At 59.0% G+C, this 22,494-nt stretch carries 23 protein-coding genes and 4 tRNA genes; 17 read left to right on the top strand and 10 right to left on the bottom strand.

Going from position 1 to position 22,494, the window contains the following annotated elements:
• Positions 1 to 52 precede the first annotated feature (52 nt).
• From IH404_RS18980 to IH404_RS18970, 3 genes are all read left to right on the top strand, one after another.
• Positions 53 to 128 (top strand) — tRNA-Val (locus IH404_RS18980).
• Between the two features lie 55 nt (positions 129 to 183).
• Positions 184 to 260 (top strand) — tRNA-Asp (locus tag IH404_RS18975).
• A gap of 105 nt (positions 261 to 365) precedes the next feature.
• Positions 366 to 442, top strand: a tRNA-Asp gene (locus IH404_RS18970).
• Positions 443 to 648: 206 nt separating this feature from the next.
• On the opposite strand, the gene IH404_RS18965 is transcribed toward IH404_RS18970, so the two are convergent.
• Complete coding sequence (locus IH404_RS18965; RefSeq protein ID WP_157264169.1) at positions 649 to 828, bottom strand: hypothetical protein; 180 nt, start codon at positions 826 to 828, stop codon at positions 649 to 651.
• Here IH404_RS18965 and IH404_RS18960 point away from each other — a divergent pair.
• Genes IH404_RS18960 through IH404_RS18950 form a run of 3 tightly spaced genes read left to right on the top strand, consistent with a single transcriptional unit; the run spans position 827 to position 5,428 of the window.
• Complete coding sequence (locus IH404_RS18960; protein WP_005789746.1) at positions 827 to 3,658, top strand: xanthine dehydrogenase family protein molybdopterin-binding subunit; 2,832 nt, start codon at positions 827 to 829, stop codon at positions 3,656 to 3,658. The genes IH404_RS18965 and IH404_RS18960 overlap by 2 nt on opposite strands.
• Positions 3,651 to 4,190 (top strand): (2Fe-2S)-binding protein, encoded by a 540-nt coding sequence (locus IH404_RS18955; RefSeq protein WP_005789732.1) that lies wholly within the window; start codon positions 3,651 to 3,653, stop codon positions 4,188 to 4,190. The genes IH404_RS18960 and IH404_RS18955 overlap by 8 nt, the downstream gene beginning before the upstream one ends.
• Positions 4,191 to 4,192: 2 nt before the next feature.
• Positions 4,193 to 5,428: a cytochrome c gene (locus tag IH404_RS18950; RefSeq protein WP_194438773.1), complete on the top strand. Its 1,236-nt coding sequence runs from the start codon at positions 4,193 to 4,195 to the stop codon at positions 5,426 to 5,428.
• 63 nt (positions 5,429 to 5,491) lie between these two features.
• Here the strand turns inward: IH404_RS18950 and IH404_RS18945 are convergent, their stop codons facing one another.
• The gene (locus tag IH404_RS18945; protein ID WP_194438772.1) at positions 5,492 to 6,775 is read right to left on the bottom strand and encodes an FAD-binding oxidoreductase; all 1,284 of its coding nucleotides are present in this window, start codon (positions 6,773 to 6,775) and stop codon (positions 5,492 to 5,494) included.
• 184 nt (positions 6,776 to 6,959) lie between these two features.
• On the opposite strand from IH404_RS18945, the gene IH404_RS18940 reads away from it, so the two are divergent.
• The 5 genes from IH404_RS18940 to IH404_RS18920 all read left to right on the top strand — a co-directional run bounded on the left by IH404_RS18940 (position 6,960) and on the right by IH404_RS18920 (position 10,532).
• Positions 6,960 to 7,036, top strand: a tRNA-Val gene (locus IH404_RS18940).
• A 634-nt stretch (positions 7,037 to 7,670) separates the two neighbouring features.
• Entirely contained in the window at positions 7,671 to 8,387 is a 717-nt protein-coding gene (locus tag IH404_RS18935) for a DUF969 domain-containing protein (RefSeq protein ID WP_032880264.1), read from the top strand.
• Positions 8,384 to 9,334 (top strand): DUF979 domain-containing protein, encoded by a 951-nt coding sequence (locus IH404_RS18930; RefSeq protein ID WP_005789722.1) that lies wholly within the window; start codon positions 8,384 to 8,386, stop codon positions 9,332 to 9,334. The genes IH404_RS18935 and IH404_RS18930 overlap by 4 nt, the downstream gene beginning before the upstream one ends.
• A 7-nt stretch (positions 9,335 to 9,341) precedes the next feature.
• A complete protein-coding gene (pcp, locus tag IH404_RS18925; RefSeq protein ID WP_194438771.1) occupies positions 9,342 to 9,956 on the top strand; it encodes a pyroglutamyl-peptidase I in 615 nt (204 codons plus the stop codon).
• Between the two features lie 78 nt (positions 9,957 to 10,034).
• Complete coding sequence (locus IH404_RS18920) at positions 10,035 to 10,532, top strand: anti-virulence regulator CigR family protein (RefSeq protein ID WP_194438770.1); 498 nt, start codon at positions 10,035 to 10,037, stop codon at positions 10,530 to 10,532.
• 12 nt (positions 10,533 to 10,544) lie between these two features.
• Here IH404_RS18920 and IH404_RS18915 read toward each other — a convergent pair whose 3' ends face one another.
• The 3 genes from IH404_RS18915 to IH404_RS18905 are packed head-to-tail and all read right to left on the bottom strand — an operon-like array spanning position 10,545 to position 12,916.
• Positions 10,545 to 11,945, bottom strand: coding sequence for a heavy metal sensor histidine kinase (locus IH404_RS18915; RefSeq protein WP_005789716.1), 1,401 nt, complete (start codon positions 11,943 to 11,945; stop codon positions 10,545 to 10,547).
• Complete coding sequence (locus tag IH404_RS18910; RefSeq protein WP_005789715.1) at positions 11,942 to 12,613, bottom strand: heavy metal response regulator transcription factor; 672 nt, start codon at positions 12,611 to 12,613, stop codon at positions 11,942 to 11,944. Before IH404_RS18910 ends, IH404_RS18915 begins: the two co-directional genes overlap by 4 nt.
• A gap of 42 nt (positions 12,614 to 12,655) precedes the next feature.
• Positions 12,656 to 12,916 (bottom strand): DUF2790 domain-containing protein, encoded by a 261-nt coding sequence (locus IH404_RS18905; protein WP_194438769.1) that lies wholly within the window; start codon positions 12,914 to 12,916, stop codon positions 12,656 to 12,658.
• A 216-nt stretch (positions 12,917 to 13,132) separates the two neighbouring features.
• On the opposite strand from IH404_RS18905, the gene IH404_RS18900 reads away from it, so the two are divergent.
• Complete coding sequence (locus IH404_RS18900; protein ID WP_194438768.1) at positions 13,133 to 13,810, top strand: HAD-IA family hydrolase; 678 nt, start codon at positions 13,133 to 13,135, stop codon at positions 13,808 to 13,810.
• A 14-nt stretch (positions 13,811 to 13,824) separates the two neighbouring features.
• Here the strand turns inward: IH404_RS18900 and IH404_RS18895 are convergent, their stop codons facing one another.
• Positions 13,825 to 14,085 carry a hypothetical protein gene (locus tag IH404_RS18895; protein WP_078821843.1) on the bottom strand — a complete coding sequence of 87 codons (261 nt, stop codon included), beginning with the start codon at positions 14,083 to 14,085 and terminating at the stop codon, positions 13,825 to 13,827.
• Positions 14,086 to 14,295: 210 nt separating this feature from the next.
• Positions 14,296 to 14,490: a carbon storage regulator CsrA gene (gene csrA, locus IH404_RS18890; RefSeq protein WP_003192511.1), complete on the bottom strand. Its 195-nt coding sequence runs from the start codon at positions 14,488 to 14,490 to the stop codon at positions 14,296 to 14,298.
• A 261-nt stretch (positions 14,491 to 14,751) separates the two neighbouring features.
• On the opposite strand from csrA, the gene IH404_RS18885 reads away from it, so the two are divergent.
• The gene (locus IH404_RS18885) at positions 14,752 to 15,117 is read left to right on the top strand and encodes an SPOR domain-containing protein (RefSeq protein WP_194440697.1); all 366 of its coding nucleotides are present in this window, start codon (positions 14,752 to 14,754) and stop codon (positions 15,115 to 15,117) included.
• Between the two features lie 31 nt (positions 15,118 to 15,148).
• Here the strand turns inward: IH404_RS18885 and IH404_RS18880 are convergent, their stop codons facing one another.
• The 3 genes from IH404_RS18880 to IH404_RS18870 form a co-directional block, all read right to left on the bottom strand.
• The gene (locus tag IH404_RS18880; RefSeq protein WP_005789706.1) at positions 15,149 to 15,838 is read right to left on the bottom strand and encodes an endonuclease I family protein; all 690 of its coding nucleotides are present in this window, start codon (positions 15,836 to 15,838) and stop codon (positions 15,149 to 15,151) included.
• Between the two features lie 2 nt (positions 15,839 to 15,840).
• Positions 15,841 to 16,092, bottom strand: coding sequence for a DUF1654 domain-containing protein (locus IH404_RS18875; protein ID WP_005789704.1), 252 nt, complete (start codon positions 16,090 to 16,092; stop codon positions 15,841 to 15,843).
• A 168-nt stretch (positions 16,093 to 16,260) separates the two neighbouring features.
• Positions 16,261 to 17,349: an asparaginase gene (locus IH404_RS18870; protein WP_005789702.1), complete on the bottom strand. Its 1,089-nt coding sequence runs from the start codon at positions 17,347 to 17,349 to the stop codon at positions 16,261 to 16,263.
• Between the two features lie 554 nt (positions 17,350 to 17,903).
• Here IH404_RS18870 and IH404_RS18865 point away from each other — a divergent pair.
• The 4 genes from IH404_RS18865 to IH404_RS18850 are packed head-to-tail and all read left to right on the top strand — an operon-like array spanning position 17,904 to position 22,471.
• The gene (locus tag IH404_RS18865) at positions 17,904 to 18,860 is read left to right on the top strand and encodes a sugar ABC transporter substrate-binding protein (RefSeq protein WP_005789700.1); all 957 of its coding nucleotides are present in this window, start codon (positions 17,904 to 17,906) and stop codon (positions 18,858 to 18,860) included.
• Positions 18,861 to 18,917: 57 nt separating this feature from the next.
• Entirely contained in the window at positions 18,918 to 20,471 is a 1,554-nt protein-coding gene (locus IH404_RS18860; protein ID WP_005789698.1) for a sugar ABC transporter ATP-binding protein, read from the top strand.
• Entirely contained in the window at positions 20,468 to 21,445 is a 978-nt protein-coding gene (locus IH404_RS18855; RefSeq protein ID WP_003192502.1) for an ABC transporter permease, read from the top strand. The genes IH404_RS18860 and IH404_RS18855 overlap by 4 nt, the downstream gene beginning before the upstream one ends.
• Positions 21,446 to 21,448: 3 nt before the next feature.
• Positions 21,449 to 22,471 (top strand): LacI family DNA-binding transcriptional regulator, encoded by a 1,023-nt coding sequence (locus IH404_RS18850; protein ID WP_005789696.1) that lies wholly within the window; start codon positions 21,449 to 21,451, stop codon positions 22,469 to 22,471.
• Positions 22,472 to 22,494: the final 23 nt, after the last annotated feature.

The raw sequence follows: 22,494 nt of genomic DNA, 5'->3' as shown, positions 1-22,494 counted from the left end.
TATTGACTTAGGTCCGCTACCTGCGTAAATTTCGCGGCCTCAACGAAGCAAAGGGTGATTAGCTCAGCTGGGAGAGCATCTGCCTTACAAGCAGAGGGTCGGCGGTTCGATCCCGTCATCACCCACCACTTCTTGAGAGTCTTGCCCCAGGGCAAGACGCAACGTTAAAGGTTGCACCGACGCGCAGCGGTAGTTCAGTCGGTTAGAATACCGGCCTGTCACGCCGGGGGTCGCGGGTTCGAGTCCCGTCCGCTGCGCCATATTTTCCAGGTTCGATGTATCGGGCTTGAGATTGAACAACCCAGGTTGATCGATCAGATGTTTAAAGGTGGTTGAGGCTTTACGCTCAATCAGCCAAGCGATACGCAGCGGTAGTTCAGTCGGTTAGAATACCGGCCTGTCACGCCGGGGGTCGCGGGTTCGAGTCCCGTCCGCTGCGCCATATCTGCCTCAAGGTCCACTGAACGCCTTGAAGCACAAGAAAGCCACCGGCTGACTTGATCCGATAGCAAAGACCCTGGTCGAAAGACCGGGGTTTTTTGTGTCTGGCGTTTGAAAAAACGTCATGGTGTTTGTGACATCGTCCTCATTCATAGGCAAGCGGCTGACAGATCGTCTCGATCTTGTCGGCCGTTTTGCGTTGTTGTGTCAAAAAATTTCAATGTGGTTATTTGCCGCAGGCGCAGAAACCTTTAAAGTTAACCCTTCGGTCAACTTTGCACTGTCATCATGGCCTTTTGATTCGTCGCAAAAAGGCTTCTGCAAGTCTCGATATTCGGTGTACTTAACCATAAGGGCGGATTTATAACCGCTCAGAGGATGATCCATGTCCAACCGTGAAATAACCCGGCGCTCGTTCCTCCAGGGCGGCCTGGTGGCGGGTGTGAGCGTCACGCTGACACCGCTGAGCACCCAGGCGCTGGCTGCCCTGATGGAAAACAGCGTTACCGTGCCGTCCGAAAAATGGCTGGGCAATAACGGCAAGGCGCGCCAGCGTAACGATGCGTTGTCCAAAGTGTGCGGCAGCAAAGTCTTCGCCCGCGACATCCGCTCCAAGGACATGCCCGGCTGGCCCGTGCAGCAAGGTCACGCCATGCTGCTGAAAACCATCAAGGCCGACCATATTTATGCGGGCTACGACCTGGCGTGGCTCGGCGCCGATCTGCAGCCGGATCGTATCGTCACCGCTGCCGATCTGGACAAGGACGGTATCGTTTTCCCCGAGGAACATGCTCCGGATCCGCTGCTGCCTGAAGGCAAGGTGCCGATGTTTATCGGTCACCCGGTGGCGATCCTGATCTGGAACGATTTCGAGCGTTTCCGCCAGGCCAAGAACAAACTCAAATTCAACGACAAGGCGATTCGTTACGGCGCCAAAGTGCCGTACTACGAAGGCGACCCTTACGGTAGCTTCCGCTATGTGCGCGTTGGCGGCCCCACCTCGGCCGATGAAGACGAATTTGCCAGCCTCAAGGATTCGATTCTGTTTCCGATGCTGAAAAACCGTCGCCCGGTATGGAATTCACAACCGAATCTGCACGGCAACCTGACCGAGCGCGGTCTGTTCTACGCCGACCGCATGAAGAGCCAGATCAACACGCCGCCGGACAACTGGCTGGTGTTCGACGAGCGCTACAAGACTCCGTCAATCGAGCCGGCCGCCATGGAGCCGGACAACGGCAACGGTTGGTACGATCCGGCAACCAAGACCCTGCACTTCGTGGTGGCCACCCAGTGCCCATTGGAGGTTGCCACCGAGACGGCGAAAATGATCTCGCCGTCGCGCTTCGGCCTGGCCAACCTGAACATGCACCCCGGTTACACCGTGGGGTACGGCTCCAAAGACCACAACATCTTTGTCTACTACGCCGCCCTCGCGGCGTTGTACGGTGCCGGCGTGCCGGTGCGTCTGGCCAATGACCGTTACGAGCAGTTCCAGAGCGGCATCAAGCGTCATCCGTTCGACATTCGTTATCAATTGGCTGTCGACAAGAACGATCACAGCTTCAAGATCTTCCTCGCCGACATGAGCGTCGACGGCGGTGGCCGGATCAACTACAGCCCCTCGGTAGCCGCAGTAGGCGCCACGGCCGCACAGTCGATCTACTACATGCCGCAGAACGACCTGCAAGTCACCGCGTATCACTCGCGGGGCGTTGAAGCCGGTTCGATGCGTGGGTACGGCACCCTGCAGAGCATGGCCGCGACGGAAATGATGGTCGACGAAATCGCCGGTCGTCTCGGTGTGGATGCTATCGAGTTGCGCCGCAAGAACGCACTGCGTTCGGGCATGAAAAACACCCAGGGCGCTATTCCTGCCGGTGCGTTGCGCCTGCACGAAATTCTCGACAAAGCCTCTGTTCACGAGGTCTGGAAAAACCGCGACGCGATCAAGCAACAACGCGAAGCCGCAGACCCGGATAACTGGTACGGCGTGGGTTTCGCTATCTGCCAGAAAGACTTTGGCACTGGTTCCGAAGCACCGATGGCCAGTATCGAATTCAGCGCTGACGGTCGCATCAGTCTGCGTCATATCGGTATCGAAATCGGCACCGGTATGTCTACCTCGCAATCGCTGGTCGTTGCCGATTTCCTTGGCAGCCCGGCCCACGAAGTGAAGACTGGCGAAACAGAGTGGAAGGAAATGCAGCTGATCACCAGCGGCAACCCTTACATCATGAGCCAGGCCGAGCAGGACAACCTGCTGCGCAACCCGCGCTGGGTGGGCAAGCTCGCTTCGGCATCTTCGGCCACCAACTCGGCGTACTACTTCAGCCACGCCACCCGTGAAGCGGCGCGCGTGCTGTTCAACCATGGTTTGTGGCCAGCGGCGCTGGAGATCTGGCGTCAGGGCCCGTTCGGCGGTCAGGCCAACCCCTATGTGGTGCGCCGCGAAGATGCGCATTGGGTCGACGGCAAGCTCACCGCCAACGGCATGCAGCCGCTCAGTTTTGAAGAATTGGCCAAGCGTGCCCACGAGCGCGGCCTGGTCACGGCGGCCACTGTGCACGGTTTCAACCGCTGGAGTTGGGCCGAGGCTGAATACAGCATCGACGGCGTGCGCGAGCGCCTGCCGCTCGACGGCCTGGCCGTGAAGTACGGCGACGGCGCGCCAAAAGCCAAGCAGGCGCTGATGAGCACTGCCGGCTTCCATCTGCTGGATCGCCAGAACATCAGCTACCCCGCGACGCAGTTGAACAACGCTGCCGTGACTTACTACAGCCCGGTCGCCACATTGGTCGAGTTGAAGGTCAACAAGGGGTCGGCGCAGGTGGAAGTGCTCAATCACCATTCGTGGATCGAGTGCGGCCGCGTGTTGGTTGAGGAGTTGGTCAAAGGTCAGCTTGAGGGCGGTGTCGCCATGGGCATCGGCCACGCATTGATGGAGGAAATGCCGCTGTATGAGGGCGGGCCGGGGGAGGGTGACTGGAACTTCAACCGTTACCGTCTGCCGATGGCGCGTCACGTTGCCGTGTGGAAGCAGACCTCGGAGATTTTGCCGGCGCTGTCGCCGAGCGATCCATCCAAGGGTATCGCTGAAGTGGTGATGATCCCGATTGTCGGGGCCATCGGTAATGCCGTGGCGCACGCCATCGGTAAACGTGTTCGCGACCTGCCAATCACTGCTGCGCGCATCAAGGAAGCCCTCAATGCCTAATCGTCCGCTTCAACTGACCCTCAATGGTCAATCCGTCGGCCCAGTGGACATCCCTGATGACCTGCCGATGATCGATTACCTGCACGAATACAAAAACCTCACCGGTTCGCGTCTTGGCTGCGGCCAGGGTATTTGCCACGCTTGCGTGGTCATCGTCGACAACCCGGACGGCACCAGCGAAGAAGTGCGCACGTGCATCACCGGCGCGCATTACTTTGAAGGCAAGCGAGTGCGCACCATTGAATCCCACGCCAAGCGCGATGAGTCGGGGCAGGTCATCGAACTGAACCCGATCCAGCAGCGCTTCGTGGATGAGTTTGCGTTCCAGTGCAGCTACTGCGCGCCGGGCTTCGTCAACGCGGCGACCGTGCTGGTGGAAAAGCTGCAACGTCAGCCGACCGTGCACAGCAAACTGGAACAAGTCATCGAGGACAGCCTTGGGCATCACGTCTGCCGTTGCACTGGGTACGTGCGTTATTACAACGCTACCCGCAACGTGCTGACCGATCTCGGCCTGGTCAAGGAGGGTTGAGCATGAAGCTTTTTCTGACCCGAATGACCCTGGCGGTCGGCCTGGCTGCGCCGATGCTGTTTGCCCATGCCGATGATCAGGTCAAGCGCGGCGAATACCTAGCCCGCGCCGCCGACTGCATGGCGTGCCACACTGCAGCGGGCGGCGCGCCGTTTGCGGGCGGGCTGCCGATTGTCTCGCCGTTCGGCACGATCTACGGCACCAACATCACGCCGAGCAAAGAGCACGGCATCGGCTTGTACAACGATGACGAGTTCTTCGCTGCGCTGACGCAAGGCAAGCGTCGCGACGGGGCGAATCTGTACCCGGCGATGCCGTATACCTCCTACCACCTGATGCCGCGCGAAGATTCGGATGCGATTCATGCGTACCTCAAAACCATCGAGCCGATCGAACGTGCAGCGCCGGTGACGAGCCTGAGTTTTCCGTTCAACGTGCGCCTGGGCCTGATGGGCTGGAATGCGTTGTACGGCAAAGCGCTGAAACTGGAGCCGGCCGAAGGTAAAAGCGAAGCCTGGAAACGCGGCCAGTACATGGTCGAAGTGCTTGGTCACTGCGGTGAGTGCCACACGCCACGCGGCCTGCCGGGCGCGATGGAGCTGGACAAGCGCCTGACCGGCGGCATCCTCAATGGTTACCTGGCGCCTAGCCTGCTCGCCACGGACCTGGCTGCCCGCGGCTGGAATGAACAGGACTTGGCCACATTCCTCAAGCACGGCATGAGCGCCCAAGGCACGATGTTCAACGAGATGTTCCCGGTGTTCCACAACAGCACCCAGGGCCTGAGCCATCAGGATCTGGCCGCGATGGCCACGTTCCTGCTGGGCGATAACCCGCCAGCCGCCAAAGCGCTGGTCGACGTGCCGGTGGATAAACTCAGCCAGAGCGCTCAGCGCGGCCGCCAGGAATACCTGAACGTCTGCGCCGGTTGCCACGCCGCGGGTGGGGAAGGCAAGCCGCACATCGCGGTGGCCATGCGCGGCAACACCACGCTGCGCCTGGAAGACCCGCGCAACCTGCTGCGCGTGATCGAGGACGGTATTGGCGAGCAGAAATTTTCCGGGTTCGAGCACATGCAACCGATGCCGGGGTTTTCCGAGAAGCTCAGTGCGCAACAGCTGACTGATCTGCTCAATTACCTGCGTCAAGGTTGGGGCGGCCAATCGGCTGAGCTGGCCGTAGGCGATGTGCAGAAGCTGCAAGCCGAGGCGCCTTCCGTCGAACACAAGGCGCATTGACGGCAGCGTGTGAAGCGCATAACTGGTGTGGGAGCGAGCAAGTCGCCCCCACACGGGTTGTGTTTACATTCCGAATTTATCGCGCAGCCCGTAGTACCAAGCCCCCAGCGCCGCAAACGGCGTACGCAACATCTGCCCGCCCGGGAACGGGTAGTGCGGCAAATCCGCAAACGCATCAAAACGCTCAGCCTGCCCGCGCAATGCCTCAGCCAGTACTTTGCCTGCCAGGTGCGTGTACGTCACGCCATGGCCGCTACAGCCTTGTGAGTAATAGATGTTGTCGCCAAGACGGCCGACCTGGGGCAGGCGCGACAGGGTCAGCAGGAAATTGCCGGTCCAGGCGTAGTCGACCTTCACGTCTTTGAGTTGCGGGAATGCCTTGAGCATTTTCGGCCGGATGATTGCCTCGATATTCGCCGGGTCCCGCGCGCCATACACCACGCCGCCGCCGAAGATCAGGCGCTTGTCACTGGTGAGGCGGTAGTAGTCGAGCAGGTAGTTGCAGTCTTCGACACAGTAATCCTGCGGCAACAGCGTCTTGGCCAATTCATCGCCAAGGGGTGCGGTGGTGATCACTTGGGTACCGCATGGCATCGACTTGGCCGCCAGCTCCGGCACCAGGTTGCCCAGGTAAGCGTTACCGGCAACGATAATGAATTTGGCCCGGACCCTGCCTTCGGCGGTGTGTACCACAGGGTTGGCGCCGCGCTCGATGCGCACCGCTGCCGATTGCTCATAAATCGTACCGCCCAGGGATTCCACGGCCGCCGCTTCGCCCAGTGCCAGGTTGAGCGGGTGGATATGCCCGCCGCTCATGTCCAGCAAACCGCCCACATAGTTGTCACAGGCCACCACTTCGCGGATGCGGCGCTCGTCGAGCAACTCAAGCTGCGTATGGCCGTAGCGCTCCCACAGGCGCTTCTGCGATTCCAGATGACCCATGTGCTTGCTGTTGAGTGCGGCAAATACACCGCCGTCCTTCAAGTCGCACTGGATCTGGTATTTAGCCACGCGCTCCCGAATAATCTTGCCGCCTTCAAAGGCCATCTGCCCCAGCAACTGAGCCTGTCTGGGCCCGACACTGCGCTCGATCACATCGATATCACGGCTGTAGCTGTTGACGATCTGCCCGCCATTACGACCCGAGGCACCAAAACCCACCTTGGCGGCTTCCAGTACCGTGACGCGAAAGCCGTTCTCCAGCAAAAACAGCGCGCTGGAAAGCCCGGTATAGCCGGCACCAATCACACAGACATCGGTTTCGACCTCACCTTGCAGGGTTGGACGGGGTGGGGCTGCATTCGCGGAAGCGGCGTAATAGGACTGGGGGTAGGGGGTGTTCGCCATCCTGGAACCTCTGTTTTATATTTTTTACGAGTGCGGCGATCCTACCTGAGTTGAAAATTGCCTGCCAGCCACCCGGAAATCCCAGGTGTACCCGGCATAAATAAAAAATTCGCATATTCATAGGCTTAGCTGCAAAAAAGATGTTGACACCCCTCCGGAATTCCGTAGAATGCCGCCTCACAGCAGGCACGTAGCTCAGTTGGTTAGAGCACCACCTTGACATGGTGGGGGTCGTTGGTTCGAGTCCAATCGCGCCTACCAAACAAAATCCGCTCTGCTGGGCGGTCTGGAAGGGCTCACCGAAAGGTGGGCCCTTTTTTGTTGTCTGGAATTTGGGCAATAGCCACCCCTACACGGCTCAAGGCGTGTATTCAGGTTTGAACGCTCGATCAGCAGAACAGCGTAGCCACCGACAGCAGGCAAATTATCTGGACGAACATCTGGCAGCGTATTTCGCCAAACGTGGTCGCCATATCACTCATTTGTCCGGCATACATAGCGCGAGCCCTCATTATCGGTATAACACCGTGAACGAACTGCAGGTACACACAGCTGCATGATGGAGTATAGGTTCTGTTTGAGAGTCTACACGGTTGAACGATTTTGAGCTCCTCATCAGGTCGGTTGCGCGACTTTCCCCCTGAGGTCTGGACGCTTTCTCCTGATTGCGCCCGACCGTCGGCGCCATCCCCACAAAATTTATTGGTGTGCAGCAACAATTTTTCTTGTTGGACACCCCCGGTCTCCAGACAGCAAAGTTGCCGCCACTGACGCTCGACCTTCCGGGTCAACAATAAAAAAACCGAGCCGACTGCACGCCACTTCCAAGCTGTGAGCCCTTTGCCCACATCCTGCTGTTATGGCGCCGCAGCGCGCACTAAAGGACCTCTGTGCCATGCAAACAGTTGTGAACCTATGGCCGCTGATCGGCGTGCTTGTCATCGTGGTCGGCTTTGTATTGCGCTTCAATCCGCTGTTGGTGGTCACCGCCGCCGCCATCGCCACCGGGCTTGCCGCCCAGTTCCCGCTGGAAAAAATTCTCGCCACCATGGGCGATGGTTTCCTTCAGACTCGTGCCCTGCAATTGATTCTTTTATTGCCGCTGGCGGTGATTGGCCTGTTGGAGCGTCATGGCTTGCGCCTGCATGCGCAGAACTGGATCGCCCGCTTCGAGCGGGCAACGGTTGGGCGTTTGCTGATCATTTATCTGTTTGTGCGTGAATCCACGGCCGCCATGGGGCTGACCAGCCTGGGTGGGCATCCGCAAATGGTGCGCCCACTGTTGGCGCCGATGGCCGAAGGTGCTGCGGAAAAACGCTACGGCAAGCTACCGGACAAGCTGCGCCACAAGGTCTTGGCCATGTGTGCGGCCACCGATAACGTCGGGCTGTTTTTTGGTGAGGATATTTTTGTCGCCTTCGGTGCGATTGCGTTGATGCACACCTTCCTGTTGGGCTCGGGGATTGACGTGGAGCCGCTGCACATCGCGGTGTGGGGCATTCCGACGGCGATTTGTGCGTTCATCATTCATGCGATCCGCCTGCATCGCTTTGATCGACGATTGACCCGCGAAATGAGCCCGGCCAACACGTCCGTGGAGGCTGCTCAATGATCATTTCCATTCAATACCTTTATTGGCTCGCCGGTGTTCTGTTGCTGATCACTGCGGGCATGATCCTGCTCGATCGCACCCATCCCAAACGCTGGTCCAGCGCGCTGTTCTGGTTGTTGTTCGCCATACCGTTCCTGGTGGGGGAGCGTCTGCCCTCGGTGGCCATCGGCATCGGTGTGGTGGTGATGGCGTTGATCGCCGGCTTGGGTGGCGTTGGTCGCGGCCAGCACGCCGAATTGCACGACAAGGCGTCCCGCGCCAGCGCCGGGCGCCTGGGCCACAAGTTGTTTATCCCGGCCTTGGCGATTCCGTTGACCACGGTAATTGGTTCGGTATTGCTCAAGCACACCGAAATCGGCGGTGTACCGTTGCTGGACCCGAAGAACACCACCTTTGTCTCCCTCGGCATCGGCTGCCTGATTGCCCTGGGCCTGGCCTGCTGGCTGACCCGCGATACACCGGTACAAGCCCTGCGCGAATCCCGTCGTCTGACCGAAGCCCTGGGCTGGGCCATGGTGTTGCCGCAGATGCTGGCGATGCTTGGATTGTTGTTCAACGAGGCCGGGGTGGGCACGGCAGTCGCCCACGTCACCACCACCTACATCAACCTGGACTACAAGCTGGTGGCGGTGATGGTCTATGTACTGGGCATGGCCCTGTTTACGGTGATCATGGGCAATGGTTTTGCGGCTTTCCCTGTGATGACTGGCGGCGTCGGCGTGCCGGTGCTGGTAGGGATTTATGGCGGCAACCCTGCGGTAATGGCGGCGATCGGTATGTTTTCCGGTTACTGCGGCACGTTGATGACGCCGATGGCGGCCAACTTCAATATCGTGCCAGCGGCGTTGCTGGAGTTGCCCGACAAGAACGCGGTGATCAAGGCGCAGATCCCCACCGCGCTGATGATGCTGGTGGTCAATATCGTGCTGCTTTACCTGTTGATGTGAGGTCACTATGCAAACTGTACTGCTGACGGGTTTCGAGCCCTTTGATAACGACCTGGTGAACCCGTCATGGGAAGCTGCACGCCAGTTGGATGGCGTGCAACTGGGCGAGGGTGCACGCATTGTCGCGCATTGCCTGCCCTGTGCATTTGCCACGGCGGGTGAACACCTGAGCCGATTGATCAGCGAGTTGAACCCGGCAATGGTGATTGCCACCGGCCTGGCGCCCGGGCGCAGCGAGATGTCTATCGAACGGGTAGCGATCAATATCAATGACGCACGCATCCCCGACAACCTCGGGCAACAGCCGATTGATACGCCAGTGGTAGCCGATGGCCCGGCTGCATACTTTTCGACATTGCCGATCAAGGCCATGGTCAAGGCGCTGCGTGACGCGGGGGTGGCGGCTGCCGTTTCGCAAACGGCGGGTACGTTCGTCTGCAACCAGGTGTTCTACCTTTTGCAGCACCGGCTGGTCGAGGCCGGGGTGCGCAGTGGGTTTATCCATGTGCCGAGCTCGCCGCCGGCCGATCAGCCGCCTTTGGTTGAGGCCTTGCGACTGGCGGTCTCGACGGCCTGGCTCACCCAAGCGGATGTGCGGGAAACAGGCGGGCAGGTGAGCTGACGGTTGGGCTGTGAGTGGAGTTATTCGTGGGGCAACTTCGACTATAGTTCACGGGTGTATCCACCTTGGAAAACCATCATGATCAAGTACCCGAAGTTCGTGTCTGTCGCGTTGTCCCTCGCGCTGTTTGCGGGTAGCGGTCTTGCCCTGGCCGATCCCGGTAATGGCAAGGGGCAGGGTAATAACCAAGGGGGGCAGGGCCAGGGTAACAAGGGCGGTCAGGGGCAGGGCAATAACAAAGGCAATAACCCCGCAGGGCAGGTCTACGACAAGCCCAAGGGCAAGGGCGGCTCAGGTGGTCACGGCCCCAGCGTTGACCGAGGGAGCGTATTGAATGTGCTCGGCGGTTATCGCGATTACTGGAGCCCAGGGCCTGCATTGCCGCCGGGCATCCAGAAGAACCTGGCGCGTGGCAAGCCGCTGCCACCCGGTATCGCCAAGAAACTCGATGGTCGCCTGCTGGGGCGGCTGCCTCACTACGACGGTTATGAATGGCAGCAAGCGGGAACCGATTTGATTCTGGTCGCCATCGCCAGCGGCATCATCTACGAAGTACTCAATGGCGCCTTTGATTGAGCGGGATAACCCTCACGCCTCCTGTGCGGGGAAAAACAATTCAAAGCAGGTCACGCCGTCTTCACTGCTGACGCCATACCGACCGTTATGCAGCTGCATGATGGTCGCCACAATCGACAATCCCAGTCCATTGGACTGGGATGAGCATTCACGGGATTCATCCACCCGGTAAAAACGTTCGAACAGCCTGGGCAAATGCTCCGCGGCAATGGTTGCACCCTGGTTGCTGACCTTGATGCAAGTGCCCTCGACTGTCGGGATGGCCTGGATGCTCAGCTCGGTGTTCGGCGCGCCATACTTGATGGCATTGGCACACAGGTTCGCCAGTGCCCGGCGCAGCAGCATCGGTTCCGCCCAGATCACACCTTCGCCCACGCCAACGATGTGCATACCCACATCACCGGCCAAGCCCTCGAAATAATCGGCGATGCGCTCCACTTCATCGGCTGCGTCCAGCGCCTGGCGCTGACGCAGGGCGCTGGCCGGGTCGGTGCGGGCCAGGAACAGCATGTTGTCGAGCATCCGTGCCAGGCGTTCAAGCTCTTCAACGTTTGAGGCCAGCAGTTGCTGATAGTCTTCAATAGCGCGGCTCTGTTGCAGCGCGACCTGGGTTTCACCGAGCAAGTTATTGATGGGGGTGCGCAGTTCATGGGCCATATCGGTGGACACCTGGCCCAGTTGAATAAAACCTTTGGCCAGCCGTTCAAGCATGGTGTTGAAGGCGTCAATCATCGGCAGCAGCTCCTTGGGCGCGCCTTGGCTGCCCAGGCGCTCGGCCAGGTTGTTCACGCCGATGCCCTGTGCATGTCCGGCCAGGCGCCGCAAGGGCACCAGCCCACGGTGTACCAGCACATAACCAACCAAGGCGAGAATGACCGCCGCGATGCTGGCCAGGATAAAAACACTCAAGCGATAACTGGCAAGCATGGCTGTGCGTTCAGCCATCAGGCGCCCGACGGTGACTTGCAGGCTCCCCAGGTCACCGGTGTCGATGAAAGCCGCCACGGTGGCGAAGGGCACGCCATCTACGCCGGGCAAATGGTGTACGTCGGCGAGTCCAAGGGCGTGGTCTTTTGCCACGGCCGGCACGGCCGGTATTTGAATGTTGCCCGGGTTGACGAGCAATAACGGAGTCTGCCCAGGTGCAGCGATGCTCAGTACCGACTCACTGTTGCCCAGCATGTTCTGGAACAGCTGGGGCTTGGTCTTGATCAGTTCGCGGGTATTGCCGTCATTGAGCACGTTGCGCAGTTGGTTGGCGCGCGAGATCAGCGCGGCGTCGTCACGCTTGATCAGCTCACGCTCCAGCTCGTGGTAGAGCGTCACGCCCAGGGTGGCCAGCAGGGCGAAGGCGAGCAGGGCAAAGATCAATGCCAGGCGCAGGGTCAGGGAATAATGGCGATCGCGCTTCATGGTTGGGTATCGAAGCGGTAGCCAATGCCGCGCACGCTGTGGATCAGCTTGAGCTGGAACGGGTCGTCGATTTTCAGGCGCAGGCGGCGTACGGCAACATCGACCACATTGGTGTCGCTGTCGAAGTTCATGTCCCACACCCGTGATGCGATCAGCGAGCGGGACAGCACCTGGTCCTGGTGGGTGGCGAACAGGTGCAGCAACGCGAATTCCTTGTTGGTCAGGGTAATGCGCGTACCGGCGCGGGTCACGCGGCGCTTGAGTACATCAATGTGCAGGTCGGCGATGTGCAGCTGTTCTTCTTCGCGGCTCGGGCCACGGCGGTTGAGGGTGCGCAGGCGTGCGACCAGTTCGGCGAAGGAGAAGGGTTTGATCAGGTAGTCGTCGGCACCCAGTTCAAGGCCCTTGATGCGGTCGGCGATGTCATCGCGAGCGGTGAGGAACAGCACCGGTGTATCGGACTCTTTGCGCAGGCGACGCAGCACTTCCCAACCATCCATTTTCGGCATCATCACGTCCAGCACGATCACGTCGTATGGTGTTTCCAGGGCCAGGTGCAAACCCTCTACGCCGTCGCGCGCCAGGCTCACCGAGTGGCCAAGCTCCTGCAAGCCATTGAGCAGGTAATTGCCGGCCTTGGGTTCGTCTTCGACTACGAGGATGTTCATGGAAAGTGTCCTGCTTCAATAAGTGGCGCAAGTGTAGCCCGATCAATTGTCACTGGCGCAACCGACGCCCTGGACCTGGTAATCGAGTAGGTGTTCGCGGCCCTGATGGTCCAGGTAGCGCAAGTGCGCCGGGACAATCCCGCATTGGCCAGAGATGTCGGTGCTCGAAAGCACCTTGGCGACATCCAGGTGTAGGAAGAAGCCGGTTTTGTCGTGGATGACATCGCTGGCAGACGTTGCGTCGGCAGCGAAGGCAGAACCGGTGGCGAGCAAGGCGGCAAAGCCCAGGGCGAACAGTTTCATGGCGGTCTCTCTCGTGGCTGGGGGCTGCCGGGTTGGCAGTGAGTTCACAGTAACCAGGCGACCCCAACAGCCAACCAACAGGATCATGACAAGTTCGTCATTCTTGGTTCGAGCCTGGCGCGTGGGCAATGCGTGTCCGGTCGAGGAGGCTCTACGTTTACAAGCGCCGAGGTGATCCGTAGATTGCGGGGGTCCAGCTCATGAGGAAGCCGCGCAGTGTCCATCCCAACTTCATCCGTGTTCAACCGGCGTTACCGCGCTTTCCTGTTCGATATGGATGGGACCCTGCTCAACTCCATCGCTGCGGCCGAACGTGTATGGAGCATCTGGGCCGAGCGCCATGGTCTGGATGTGGAAGCGTTTCTGCCTACCATTCATGGCGCGCGTGCGATTGATACGATCACCCGCCAGGCGTTGCCGGGTGTCGATCCAGAAGTTGAAGCCCAGTGGATTACCGACGCGGAGCTCAACGATGTCGACGGCGTTGTAGCGATTCCCGGCGCAGTGGAGTTTTTGAAAGGCTTGCCTGCGGCTCAATGGGCGCTGGTCACGTCTGCTCCCAAGGCGCTGGCATTACGTCGACTGCAAGCGGCAGGCATTCCCTTGCCGACCGTGTGGGTGACGGCCGAAGACGTGGCCAACGGTAAGCCCGACCCTGCGTGCTATTTATTGGGCGCCAAACGCCTGGGGGTGTCGGTTGAGGACAGCCTGGTGTTCGAAGACGCCACGGTTGGCATTCGAGCGGGTGAAGCAGCGGGGGCGGATGTTGTGGTTGTCACCTCGGCACACTTGGAGCCCATGGTGACTGCACACGCTTGCATCAACGACTACGGCGATTTATGCACCGAGCATGGCGCTGATGGCTTGTTGTCTTTGCGCAAGCTGGCGCCGTGATACGCAGCAGGTCCTCAGCGTGTGGTTTTCTGATGGGCACGATGCGCTGCGCGCTGGCATAGCTTGCGCAAGATAACTTTTTGGATGGGTTTGAGGCAGAACACCAGCAGGTAGCCGCAGAGAAGAAGCGCCAGGTCCAGCCAGGAATGGGCGTCGGGATCGGCGCCCTCGACTTCGACTCTCAGCCCATACCCAAGCGCCAGGAAGGCCACCCCGATCAGCAGGGCGATCATCCAGGATCTGGAAACAAGAGGTGGCGTCGCGACTGGCCTCATCGACGTATTCCTGAATGCATTCGGATGGCAGGATAAAATGTCAGAAATTGGGCTGCGAATATTTCAACAAGTTCCAGATGCCCAGACAGTTTCATCTTGCAGCGAAGGGGCATGCTCAAAGCGCACTGGTCAGTCTGGAAGACGCGAGCAGGCCGATTGGGTTTTCGCCAGCCATTACAGTGAACGAAAGGGCTGGCTACTGGAGGCGTTTCAAGGCGTCTGGTTTTTGTCGGGTGCAGTCAGGCCGGCCTGGATGCGCTGGTAAATCTCCTCGCGATGCACGGCAACGTCCTTGGGTGCGTTGATGCCGATTCGTACTTGCTGGCCGCTAACGCCCAGAATGGTGATCGTAATGTCATCACCGATGTTTATGCTTTCACCAACTTTGCGGGTGAGTATAAGCATGGACTTCTCCTTGATTACTTTTAAGGACACATGTGTCAGACAGGGCAGGTGTCGGATGTGTGTAGCTTACTGCGAAGCGCTTCCCTGTGGCTGCCTCTTTTAGGACGCATAGAGGCGACATTAATTCCCATGGCGGCATCATACAGGTCGCGATACATCATTCGCATTGTTTAAGCCAACGTTTATGACGGCCAGAATAGACAGTGAATGGTAAAGTCGCCTCTTTATCCTCAAAGGAGCAGGGCAGTGCGTAAAGTAGCGATGGCAATTGTGGTGTTGGCGTTGGCCGGATGCGGTGAAGGTAAATCGGTCGATGCGCCCAAGGCCAAGCCTGCCGTGACCGAAAGCCTGCCACAAACCGGCGCGATTGCCGCTCAGGAATGGGATGTGCGCGTCGGCCCGCCAGACCACAAGCTGCAGGCGATCACCGACCTGACCGCCTGGTTGCTGGAGCATGGTTTCAATTTTTATATCGTGAAGGTCGACGGCAAGGATGAGGTGCTGTTGGGTCCGTTCGCAACCAGGGCCGAGGCCGAGGCCAAACAAGCCTTGCTCAACGAAAAGATGGCCCGCGCGAAGAAAACCGACACTGTGTCTGAAATTATCGAACACAACGCCGCGCAGTGACGTGCCAAGTGGGCGGCAACCCCGCCCACGTTCAACCGCAGGCTTTGAGATTCACCGGGCCGACAAACTCGTTGCCCCGCCCCATCACGCAGGCCACGGTCTGGTTGCGCTGGCGCTCCCAGGTTTGCACCGGGTAAGTCTTGTTCCAGGCTTCATAAAGTTGTCGATCCTGCTTCGACAGGCGCAGCCCGTATTGCTTGCTCATATAAAAATACGTGCGTGCGATCATGCCGCGAATGGACGGGCGTGGCATGACCTTCTTGGCCTTGAAATCCACTTGGGTCAGGCACGAGCCGTACTGCCCACTTTGCACGGGCAGCCAGCCAAAGCTGAAGTTGTTACGGTCGCCATTCACTTCGCCGATGCTCGGCACCAGATTGTGCAGGTCCGCCTCGGCGCGCTTGAACACATCGTCGTGGCGCGTGCAGTTCTTTCGCCCTCCGTTTTGCCAGCATTGGCGCTGATGCCCGATTTGCCAGGCCGGCACGATGTGTTCCCACTCGATGCGCGCGGCGCGATTGGCGTTTTTGCGCGGGATGTAACCGCAGGCTTTCAAATTCACGCGGTTACCGGTGTATTTGCAGCCGCAATAGAATTCGGTCGATTGGGGTGCGTAAAGCTTCCAGGCGATTTTCTTGGCTTCGCTGAAGGTGCGAGGGGCTTGGGCGTTGGCGGTTACGCTTAAAAACAGACAGCACACGGCAATAAAACGGGCACTCACAATCAATCTTCCTTCGGCACAACCCAAAAAATCTGCACGCCACCGTCATCCCGATAGGCGAGGGTGACGTTGTCGTTTTCTGCAATTTCTTCCAGTAGACGTTGCCACACGTCTTCCGGCTCATCGGGTAAACGGAAGAGCAAGGCTGCCTTGGCTTTCTGTGCGTTGGTCGAATTGATGATCTTTTGCACGCGAATAGCCAGGCGCTGGTAGGCGTCAGGCGCCGCAGGTGCTGCGGAAGAGGGCTTTGCCACGGAGCATTCCTTAATTTGCTGTACGCACATACAGTATTTAACTGTAGGCGATTTCGCAACTGCTTAAATTTCAAGAAGTTCGTCTGACAGCTATTCGGGAAGTTTGTTGAGAAGGGGGAGCAATTGTGGGAGCGAGCAAGCTCGCTCCCACAGGTCGATCAGCAGTAATCAGTATTCCCAGAACATGCGTTGCAGCTCTTTGCTGTCCTGGGTCTTGGTCAGGGCTACCATGGCCAGGATGCGAGCTTTCTGCGGGTTCAGGTCCAGAGCCGCAACCCAGTCGTATTTGTCGTCTGGTTGTTCAGCGTTACGCAGAACCATACCGCCGGCGTTGACGTGGGAGGAGCGAATGATCTGTACGCCTTGCTTGCGCAATTCGACCAGCGCGGGAACGACTTTCGAGGATACCGAACCGTTACCGGTACCGGCGTGGATGATGGCCTTGGCGCCAGCTTGGGCCAGTGCTTTGTAGGCAGTGTCGCTCACGTTGCCATAGCCGTAGGCAATTTCAACGTCAGGCAGGCTCTTGATGGTCTTGATGTCGAATTCCGAATCCATGGTGTGACGCTTGGCCGGCAGGCGGAACCAGTAGGATTTGCCTTCAACGACCATGCCCAGCGGGCCCCACGGGCTCTTGAATGCCTCGGTCTTGATGTTGATCATCTTGCTGACGTCACGACCCGATTGGATTTCGTCGTTCATGGTCACCAGCACGCCTTTGCCCCGTGCATCCTTGCTACCTGCAACAGCGACTGCGTTATACAGGTTGAGCATACCGTCAGCCGACATGGCCGTACCCGGACGCATGGAGCCGACCACGACGATAGGCTTGTCGGTTTTTTCTACCAGGTTCAGGAAGTAGGCAGTTTCTTCAAGGGTGTCGGTGCCGTGAGTGATCACGATGCCATCCACGTCCTTGCTGTCAGCCAGTTCGGCGACGCGGCGACCCAGTTGCAGCAGGTTTTCGTTGTTGATGCTTTCAGAAGCAATTTGCATCACTTGTTCGCCGCGTACGTTGGCGATCTGGCTAAGCTCAGGAACGCCGGCGATCAGTTGTTCGATGCCGACTTTGGCTGCCTGGTACGTAGCACTGTTGGCCGCACTGGCACCGGCGCCAGCAATGGTGCCGCCTGTGGCAAGGATCACTACGTTGGACAGTTTGGTTTTGTTTTCGACTTCTTTTGCCTGTGCGGCAAGGGGGAACAGCAGCAGCAGGGCCATGGCGCCCGGGACAAAGTTCTTCAATGCAGATTTCATTATTTTTCTCTCTGGTTTTTGATGAGTGCTGTAGCCGGTTCATCTAGAACACCCGGGCGGTTCTGAACGCCGCGAGGTGCAGGGGAAAAGCAGGATTTGTACCAGGCCGAGTGTGTGGTTCTTCTTAAATTAACGTATTGATTTAAAACAACTTATGAGAATTTTCAAGCTTGTTTTGAGTGAGTGGCGTCCGGCTTTCCGAACGGTGGAGGGGTAGTGTGTTCGGTAGTCCGACAGTCCTGTCATAAGATTCGAGTGCGATTAGCGTCAACACCTGTCGTTTTAGAGAGTGCGAGAAAGAGGTTGCCTTAAACGTTTCAGTCCCCAAGGCAGGTTGAACCAGGCCGCGGGCATGGGATTGAAAGGCCAGTTTCTACCGTTGACAAATCCCGACAAGGTTCTCATAGTTTGCTCAACGCAAACGTTTGCGAGATGTTTCACGAGCACTCCAGGAGTTTCGTGACAGCTCGTATCAGCCGCCCGGGTGGGAGGGCCGCCGAAGAGGTCTTCGGTGCAAGCGTTGCTCACAATAATCATAAGATCGGAGTGAACCCATGAAGCTGCCATTCGCTGGACGTCTTCTTGCTGTCGCTGTGCTTGCCGCATCCGCTGCTTTGCCTCTCTCTTCTGCACTTGCTGATGACGCTGCCAAAACACCTACTGTTGGTTTGGTCATGAAGTCCCTGGCCAATGAGTTCTTCGTCACCATGACCGACGGTGCCAAGGACTACCAGAAAGCGCACCCAGCAGAGTTCAAGCTGATCTCCAACGGGATCAAGAACGAAACAGACACCAGTGCGCAGATCGCCATCGTCAACGAGATGATCAACTCCAAGGTAGACGCGCTTGTCATTGCTCCCGCCGACTCCAAGGCACTCGCCAGTGTGCTGAAGAAGGCTTCTGATGCCGGTATCAAGGTCGTCAACATCGACAATCGCCTGGATCCGGAGGTACTCAAAAGCAAAAACCTCGATATCCCGTTCGTAGGTCCGGACAACCGCAAAGGCTCCAAGCTGGTGGGCGACTACCTGGCCAAGCAACTGGCCGCGGGTGACAAGGTTGGCATCATCGAAGGTGTACCCACCACGACTAACGCCCAGCAGCGCACCGCAGGCTTCAAGGATGCGATGGACGCTGCAGGCATGAAGATTGTTTCCACCCAATCCGGCAACTGGGAAATCGACCAGGGCAACAAGATTGCTGCAGCGATGCTGAGCGAAACGCCGGATATCAAGGCGCTGCTGGCCGGTAACGACAACATGGCCCTGGGCGCTGTCTCCGCCGTGCGTGCGGCAGGCAAGGCCGGCAAGGTATTGGTGGTGGGCTACGACAACATTGATGCGATCAAGCCAATGCTCAAGGATGGTCGTGTGTTGGCCACCGCTGACCAGGCTGCCGCGCAACAAGCAGTATTCGGTATCCAGAACGCATTGAAGCTGGTCAAGGGTGAGAAGGTCGATGCCAAAGATGGCGTGATCGAAACCCCGGTCGAACTCGTCATCAAGCAGTAATCCCGGCAGTACCCAACAGCGCTCGCTCGTCCTGAGCGGGCGCCTGGAGATTTTCCTATGTCATCTTCCGCCCCGAACGCTGTCCTCTCGGTCAGCGGTATCGGCAAGACCTATGCCCAGCCGGTTCTGTCCGACATCACCCTGACGCTCAATCGCGGGGAAGTGCTCGCGCTGACCGGTGAGAACGGCGCAGGCAAAAGTACCTTGTCGAAGATCATCGGCGGCCTGGTCACACCGACTACCGGGCACATGCAGTTCAACGGTCAGGAATACTGCCCCGCCAGCCGCACCCAGGCCGAAGCCTTGGGCGTGCGCATGGTCATGCAGGAACTCAACCTGCTGCCGACCCTGACGGTGGCTGAAAACCTGTTTCTGGATAACCTGCCGAGCAACTGTGGCTGGATCAGCCGCAAGCAACTGCGCAAAGCCGCGATCGAGGCCATGGCCCAAGTTGGCCTGGATGCGATCGACCCCGACACCTTGGTTGGCAGCCTGGGCATTGGCCACCAGCAAATGGTCGAGATTGCGCGCAACCTAATCGGCGACTGCCACGTCCTGATTCTCGACGAACCCACGGCCATGCTCACCGCCCGTGAAGTCGAGATGCTGTTTGAGCAAATCACCCGTCTGCAAGCCCGAGGCGTGGCGATCATTTATATTTCACACCGGCTGGAAGAGCTGGCCCGTGTCGCCCAGCGTATTGCGGTACTGCGCGACGGCAAGCTGGTCTGTGTCGAGCCGATGGCCAATTACAACAGTGAGCAACTGGTGACCTTGATGGTCGGTCGCGAGCTGGGCGAACACATTGACCTGGGCCCGCGCACCATCGGCGAACCGGCCTTGACGGTGAAGGGCCTGAGCCGTTCGGACAAGGTTCGCGACGTGTCCTTCGAAGTGCGCGCCGGTGAGATCTACGGTATTTCCGGACTGATCGGCGCCGGCCGCACTGAGTTGCTGCGCCTGATCTTCGGTGCCGACCAGGCCGACAGCGGCACCGTGGCCCTGGGGTCGCCGGCCAGGGTGGTCAGTATTCGCTCGCCAGTGGATGCGGTTGGTCATGGTATCGCCCTGATCACCGAAGACCGCAAGGGCGAGGGCCTGCTGCTGACCCAATCGATCAGCGCCAATATCGCCTTGGGCAACATGCCGGAAATTTCCGGTGGTGGCGTCGTCAATAGCCGCAACGAAACCGCCCTGGCCAAACGCCAGATCGACGCCATGCGTATCCGCAGTTCCAGCCCGGGGCAATTGGTGTCCGAGCTGTCGGGCGGCAACCAGCAAAAAGTAGTGATTGGCCGCTGGCTGGAGCGCGATTGTGCGGTGATGCTGTTCGATGAGCCCACACGAGGCATCGATGTCGGCGCCAAGTTCGACATCTATGCGTTGCTTGGCGAACTGACTCGCCAGGGCAAGGCCTTGGTGGTGGTGTCCAGCGACCTGCGTGAACTGATGCTGATCTGTGATCGCATCGGGGTGTTGTCCGCGGGGCGCCTGATCGAGACCTTCGAGCGTGACAGCTGGACCCAGGACGAATTGCTCGCCGCCGCCTTTGCCGGCTATCAGAAACGTGATGCGCTGCTCAATGAGGCAGCGCCTAGGAATACCCCATGAAAACAAGCATTTCCCCCGGTAAAACTGGCGGCAACTTCTATGGCCTGGGTACTTACCTGGGGCTGGCGGGTGCCTTGCTGGCGATGATTGCGCTGTTCTCGGTACTCAGCGACCACTTCCTGTCCTACGACACCTTCAGCACCCTGGCCAACCAGATTCCGGACCTGATGGTGCTGGCGGTGGGCATGACCTTCATCCTGATCATCGGCGGCATCGACCTGTCGGTAGGTTCGGTGCTGGCATTGGCGGCATCGGCGGTCAGCGTGGCAATCCTGGGCTGGGGCTGGAGCGTGTTGCCGGCTGCGCTACTGGGCATGGGCTGCGCTGCATTGGCCGGGACCATCACCGGCTCCATCACCGTGGCCTGGCGTATCCCGTCATTTATCGTGTCTTTGGGTGTGCTGGAGATGGCCCGGGGCGTGGCCTATCAAATGACGGGCTCGCGCACCGCTTATATCGGTGACTCGTTTGCCTGGCTGTCCAACCCGATTGCTTTCGGTATTTCCCCGTCGTTCATCATTGCGCTGCTGGTGATCATTGCGGCTCAGTTGGTGCTGACCCGCACTGTCTTCGGGCGTTACCTGATCGGCATCGGCACTAACGAAGAAGCAGTGCGCCTGGCTGGCATTAATCCCAAGCCATACAAGATTCTGGTGTTCAGCCTGATGGGCCTGTTGGCCGGTGTAGCTGCGCTGTTCCAGATCTCGCGCCTGGAGGCGGCAGACCCGAATGCTGGTTCAGGCCTGGAGCTGCAGGTAATCGCCGCGGTGGTAATCGGCGGCACCAGCCTGATGGGCGGGCGCGGTTCGGTCATCAGTACGTTCTTCGGTGTATTGATCATTTCGGTATTGGCGGCGGGGCTTGCGCAGATCGGCGCTACGGAGCCCACCAAACGCATCATTACCGGTGCTGTGATCGTGATCGCCGTGGTCCTTGATACTTACCGCAGCCAGCGCGCCAGTCGGCGGGGCTGAGTCATGGCAACGATCAAGGATGTGGCAGCGCTTGCAGGTATTTCCTACACCACCGTGTCCCATGTGGTGAACAAGACGCGCCCGGTCAGCGAGCCGGTCCGCATCAAGGTCGAGGCGGCGATCAAACAGCTGGACTACGTACCCAGCGCCGTGGCGCGTTCGCTCAAGGCCAAGACCACGGCCACCATTGGCCTGTTGGTGCCCAATAGCCTCAACCCGTATTTTGCCGAGCTTGCGCGGGGCATCGAGGATTACTGCGAGCGTAATGGCTACTGCGTGATCCTCTGCAACTCCGACGACGACGCGGAAAAACAGCGCAGTTATTTGCGCGTGTTGCTCGAAAAACGCGTCGACGGCTTGATCGTGACGTCGGTGGGCGGCGATGACAGCGGCCTGGCGGCGGGCTTGAGTGCAGTGCGCACGCCCATGGTGATTGTCGACAGGGCCCTGGATGGCATCGATGTCGACCTGGTGCGCATCGACCACGAACAGGGCGCCTACCTCGCGACCCGGCACTTGCTGGAGTTGGGCCATCGGGATATTGCCTGTATCGGCGGCCCGGGGCATACCCGCGTGGCACAAATGCGCCTGGCGGGTTACCAGCGTGCATTGCGCGAAGCGGGTGTCGAGGTGTTGGCTAGCCGGATCCTGGAAAGCGATTTCACCAGCACGGGGGGGTATGCCGCAGCCGTGCAATTGTTAGCGCAAAACCCGCCCAGCGCGATTTTCGCCAGCAACGATATGATTGGTTTCGGCGTGCTGCGCGCAGCCGCAGAACGCAGCATCCGCGTGCCGGCCGAGTTGTCGGTGATCGGTTTCGATGACATTCAGATGGGACGCTACGTCTATCCTGCGCTGACCACGGTCGGGCAGTCGATCCTGCAATTGGGCGAGACGGCGGCCGAATTATTATTGCAACGAATAGCAACACCCCAACGGTCGATCGATCAACGCATCGTGACGCCAAGTATCGTTTTGCGTGAGTCGACGGCGCCATTGGCCGGTGTGTTCGCCCAATACCGCTGAACCGAATTGATGAGTACTGATGT

The organism is Pseudomonas sp. OST1909, assembly GCF_015277575.1.
Lineage (GTDB): Bacteria > Pseudomonadota > Gammaproteobacteria > Pseudomonadales > Pseudomonadaceae > Aquipseudomonas > Aquipseudomonas synxantha_A.
Note: the sequence above shows the minus strand (reverse complement) of the source record. Positions and strands in the feature narration are given on the sequence as shown.

Coding starts and splice junctions, on each gene's coding strand:
- IH404_RS18850 (WP_005789696.1), top strand. CDS start 21,449: ATGGCAACGATCAAGGATGTGGCAGCGCTTGCAGGTATTTCCTACACC.
- IH404_RS18915 (WP_005789716.1), bottom strand. CDS start 11,945: ATGAAGCGCGATCGCCATTATTCCCTGACCCTGCGCCTGGCATTGATC.
- csrA (WP_003192511.1), bottom strand. CDS start 14,490: ATGCTTATACTCACCCGCAAAGTTGGTGAAAGCATAAACATCGGTGAT.
- IH404_RS18895 (WP_078821843.1), bottom strand. CDS start 14,085: ATGAGGCCAGTCGCGACGCCACCTCTTGTTTCCAGATCCTGGATGATC.
- IH404_RS18965 (WP_157264169.1), bottom strand. CDS start 828: ATGGATCATCCTCTGAGCGGTTATAAATCCGCCCTTATGGTTAAGTAC.
- IH404_RS18955 (WP_005789732.1), top strand. CDS start 3,651: ATGCCTAATCGTCCGCTTCAACTGACCCTCAATGGTCAATCCGTCGGC.
- IH404_RS18855 (WP_003192502.1), top strand. CDS start 20,468: ATGAAAACAAGCATTTCCCCCGGTAAAACTGGCGGCAACTTCTATGGC.
- IH404_RS18860 (WP_005789698.1), top strand. CDS start 18,918: ATGTCATCTTCCGCCCCGAACGCTGTCCTCTCGGTCAGCGGTATCGGC.
- IH404_RS18930 (WP_005789722.1), top strand. CDS start 8,384: ATGATCATTTCCATTCAATACCTTTATTGGCTCGCCGGTGTTCTGTTG.
- IH404_RS18865 (WP_005789700.1), top strand. CDS start 17,904: ATGAAGCTGCCATTCGCTGGACGTCTTCTTGCTGTCGCTGTGCTTGCC.
- IH404_RS18960 (WP_005789746.1), top strand. CDS start 827: ATGTCCAACCGTGAAATAACCCGGCGCTCGTTCCTCCAGGGCGGCCTG.
- IH404_RS18910 (WP_005789715.1), bottom strand. CDS start 12,613: ATGAACATCCTCGTAGTCGAAGACGAACCCAAGGCCGGCAATTACCTG.
- IH404_RS18945 (WP_194438772.1), bottom strand. CDS start 6,775: ATGGCGAACACCCCCTACCCCCAGTCCTATTACGCCGCTTCCGCGAAT.
- IH404_RS18950 (WP_194438773.1), top strand. CDS start 4,193: ATGAAGCTTTTTCTGACCCGAATGACCCTGGCGGTCGGCCTGGCTGCG.
- IH404_RS18870 (WP_005789702.1), bottom strand. CDS start 17,349: ATGAAATCTGCATTGAAGAACTTTGTCCCGGGCGCCATGGCCCTGCTG.
- IH404_RS18935 (WP_032880264.1), top strand. CDS start 7,671: ATGCAAACAGTTGTGAACCTATGGCCGCTGATCGGCGTGCTTGTCATC.
- IH404_RS18905 (WP_194438769.1), bottom strand. CDS start 12,916: ATGAAACTGTTCGCCCTGGGCTTTGCCGCCTTGCTCGCCACCGGTTCT.
- IH404_RS18885 (WP_194440697.1), top strand. CDS start 14,752: ATGGCAATTGTGGTGTTGGCGTTGGCCGGATGCGGTGAAGGTAAATCG.
- IH404_RS18920 (WP_194438770.1), top strand. CDS start 10,035: ATGATCAAGTACCCGAAGTTCGTGTCTGTCGCGTTGTCCCTCGCGCTG.
- pcp (WP_194438771.1), top strand. CDS start 9,342: ATGCAAACTGTACTGCTGACGGGTTTCGAGCCCTTTGATAACGACCTG.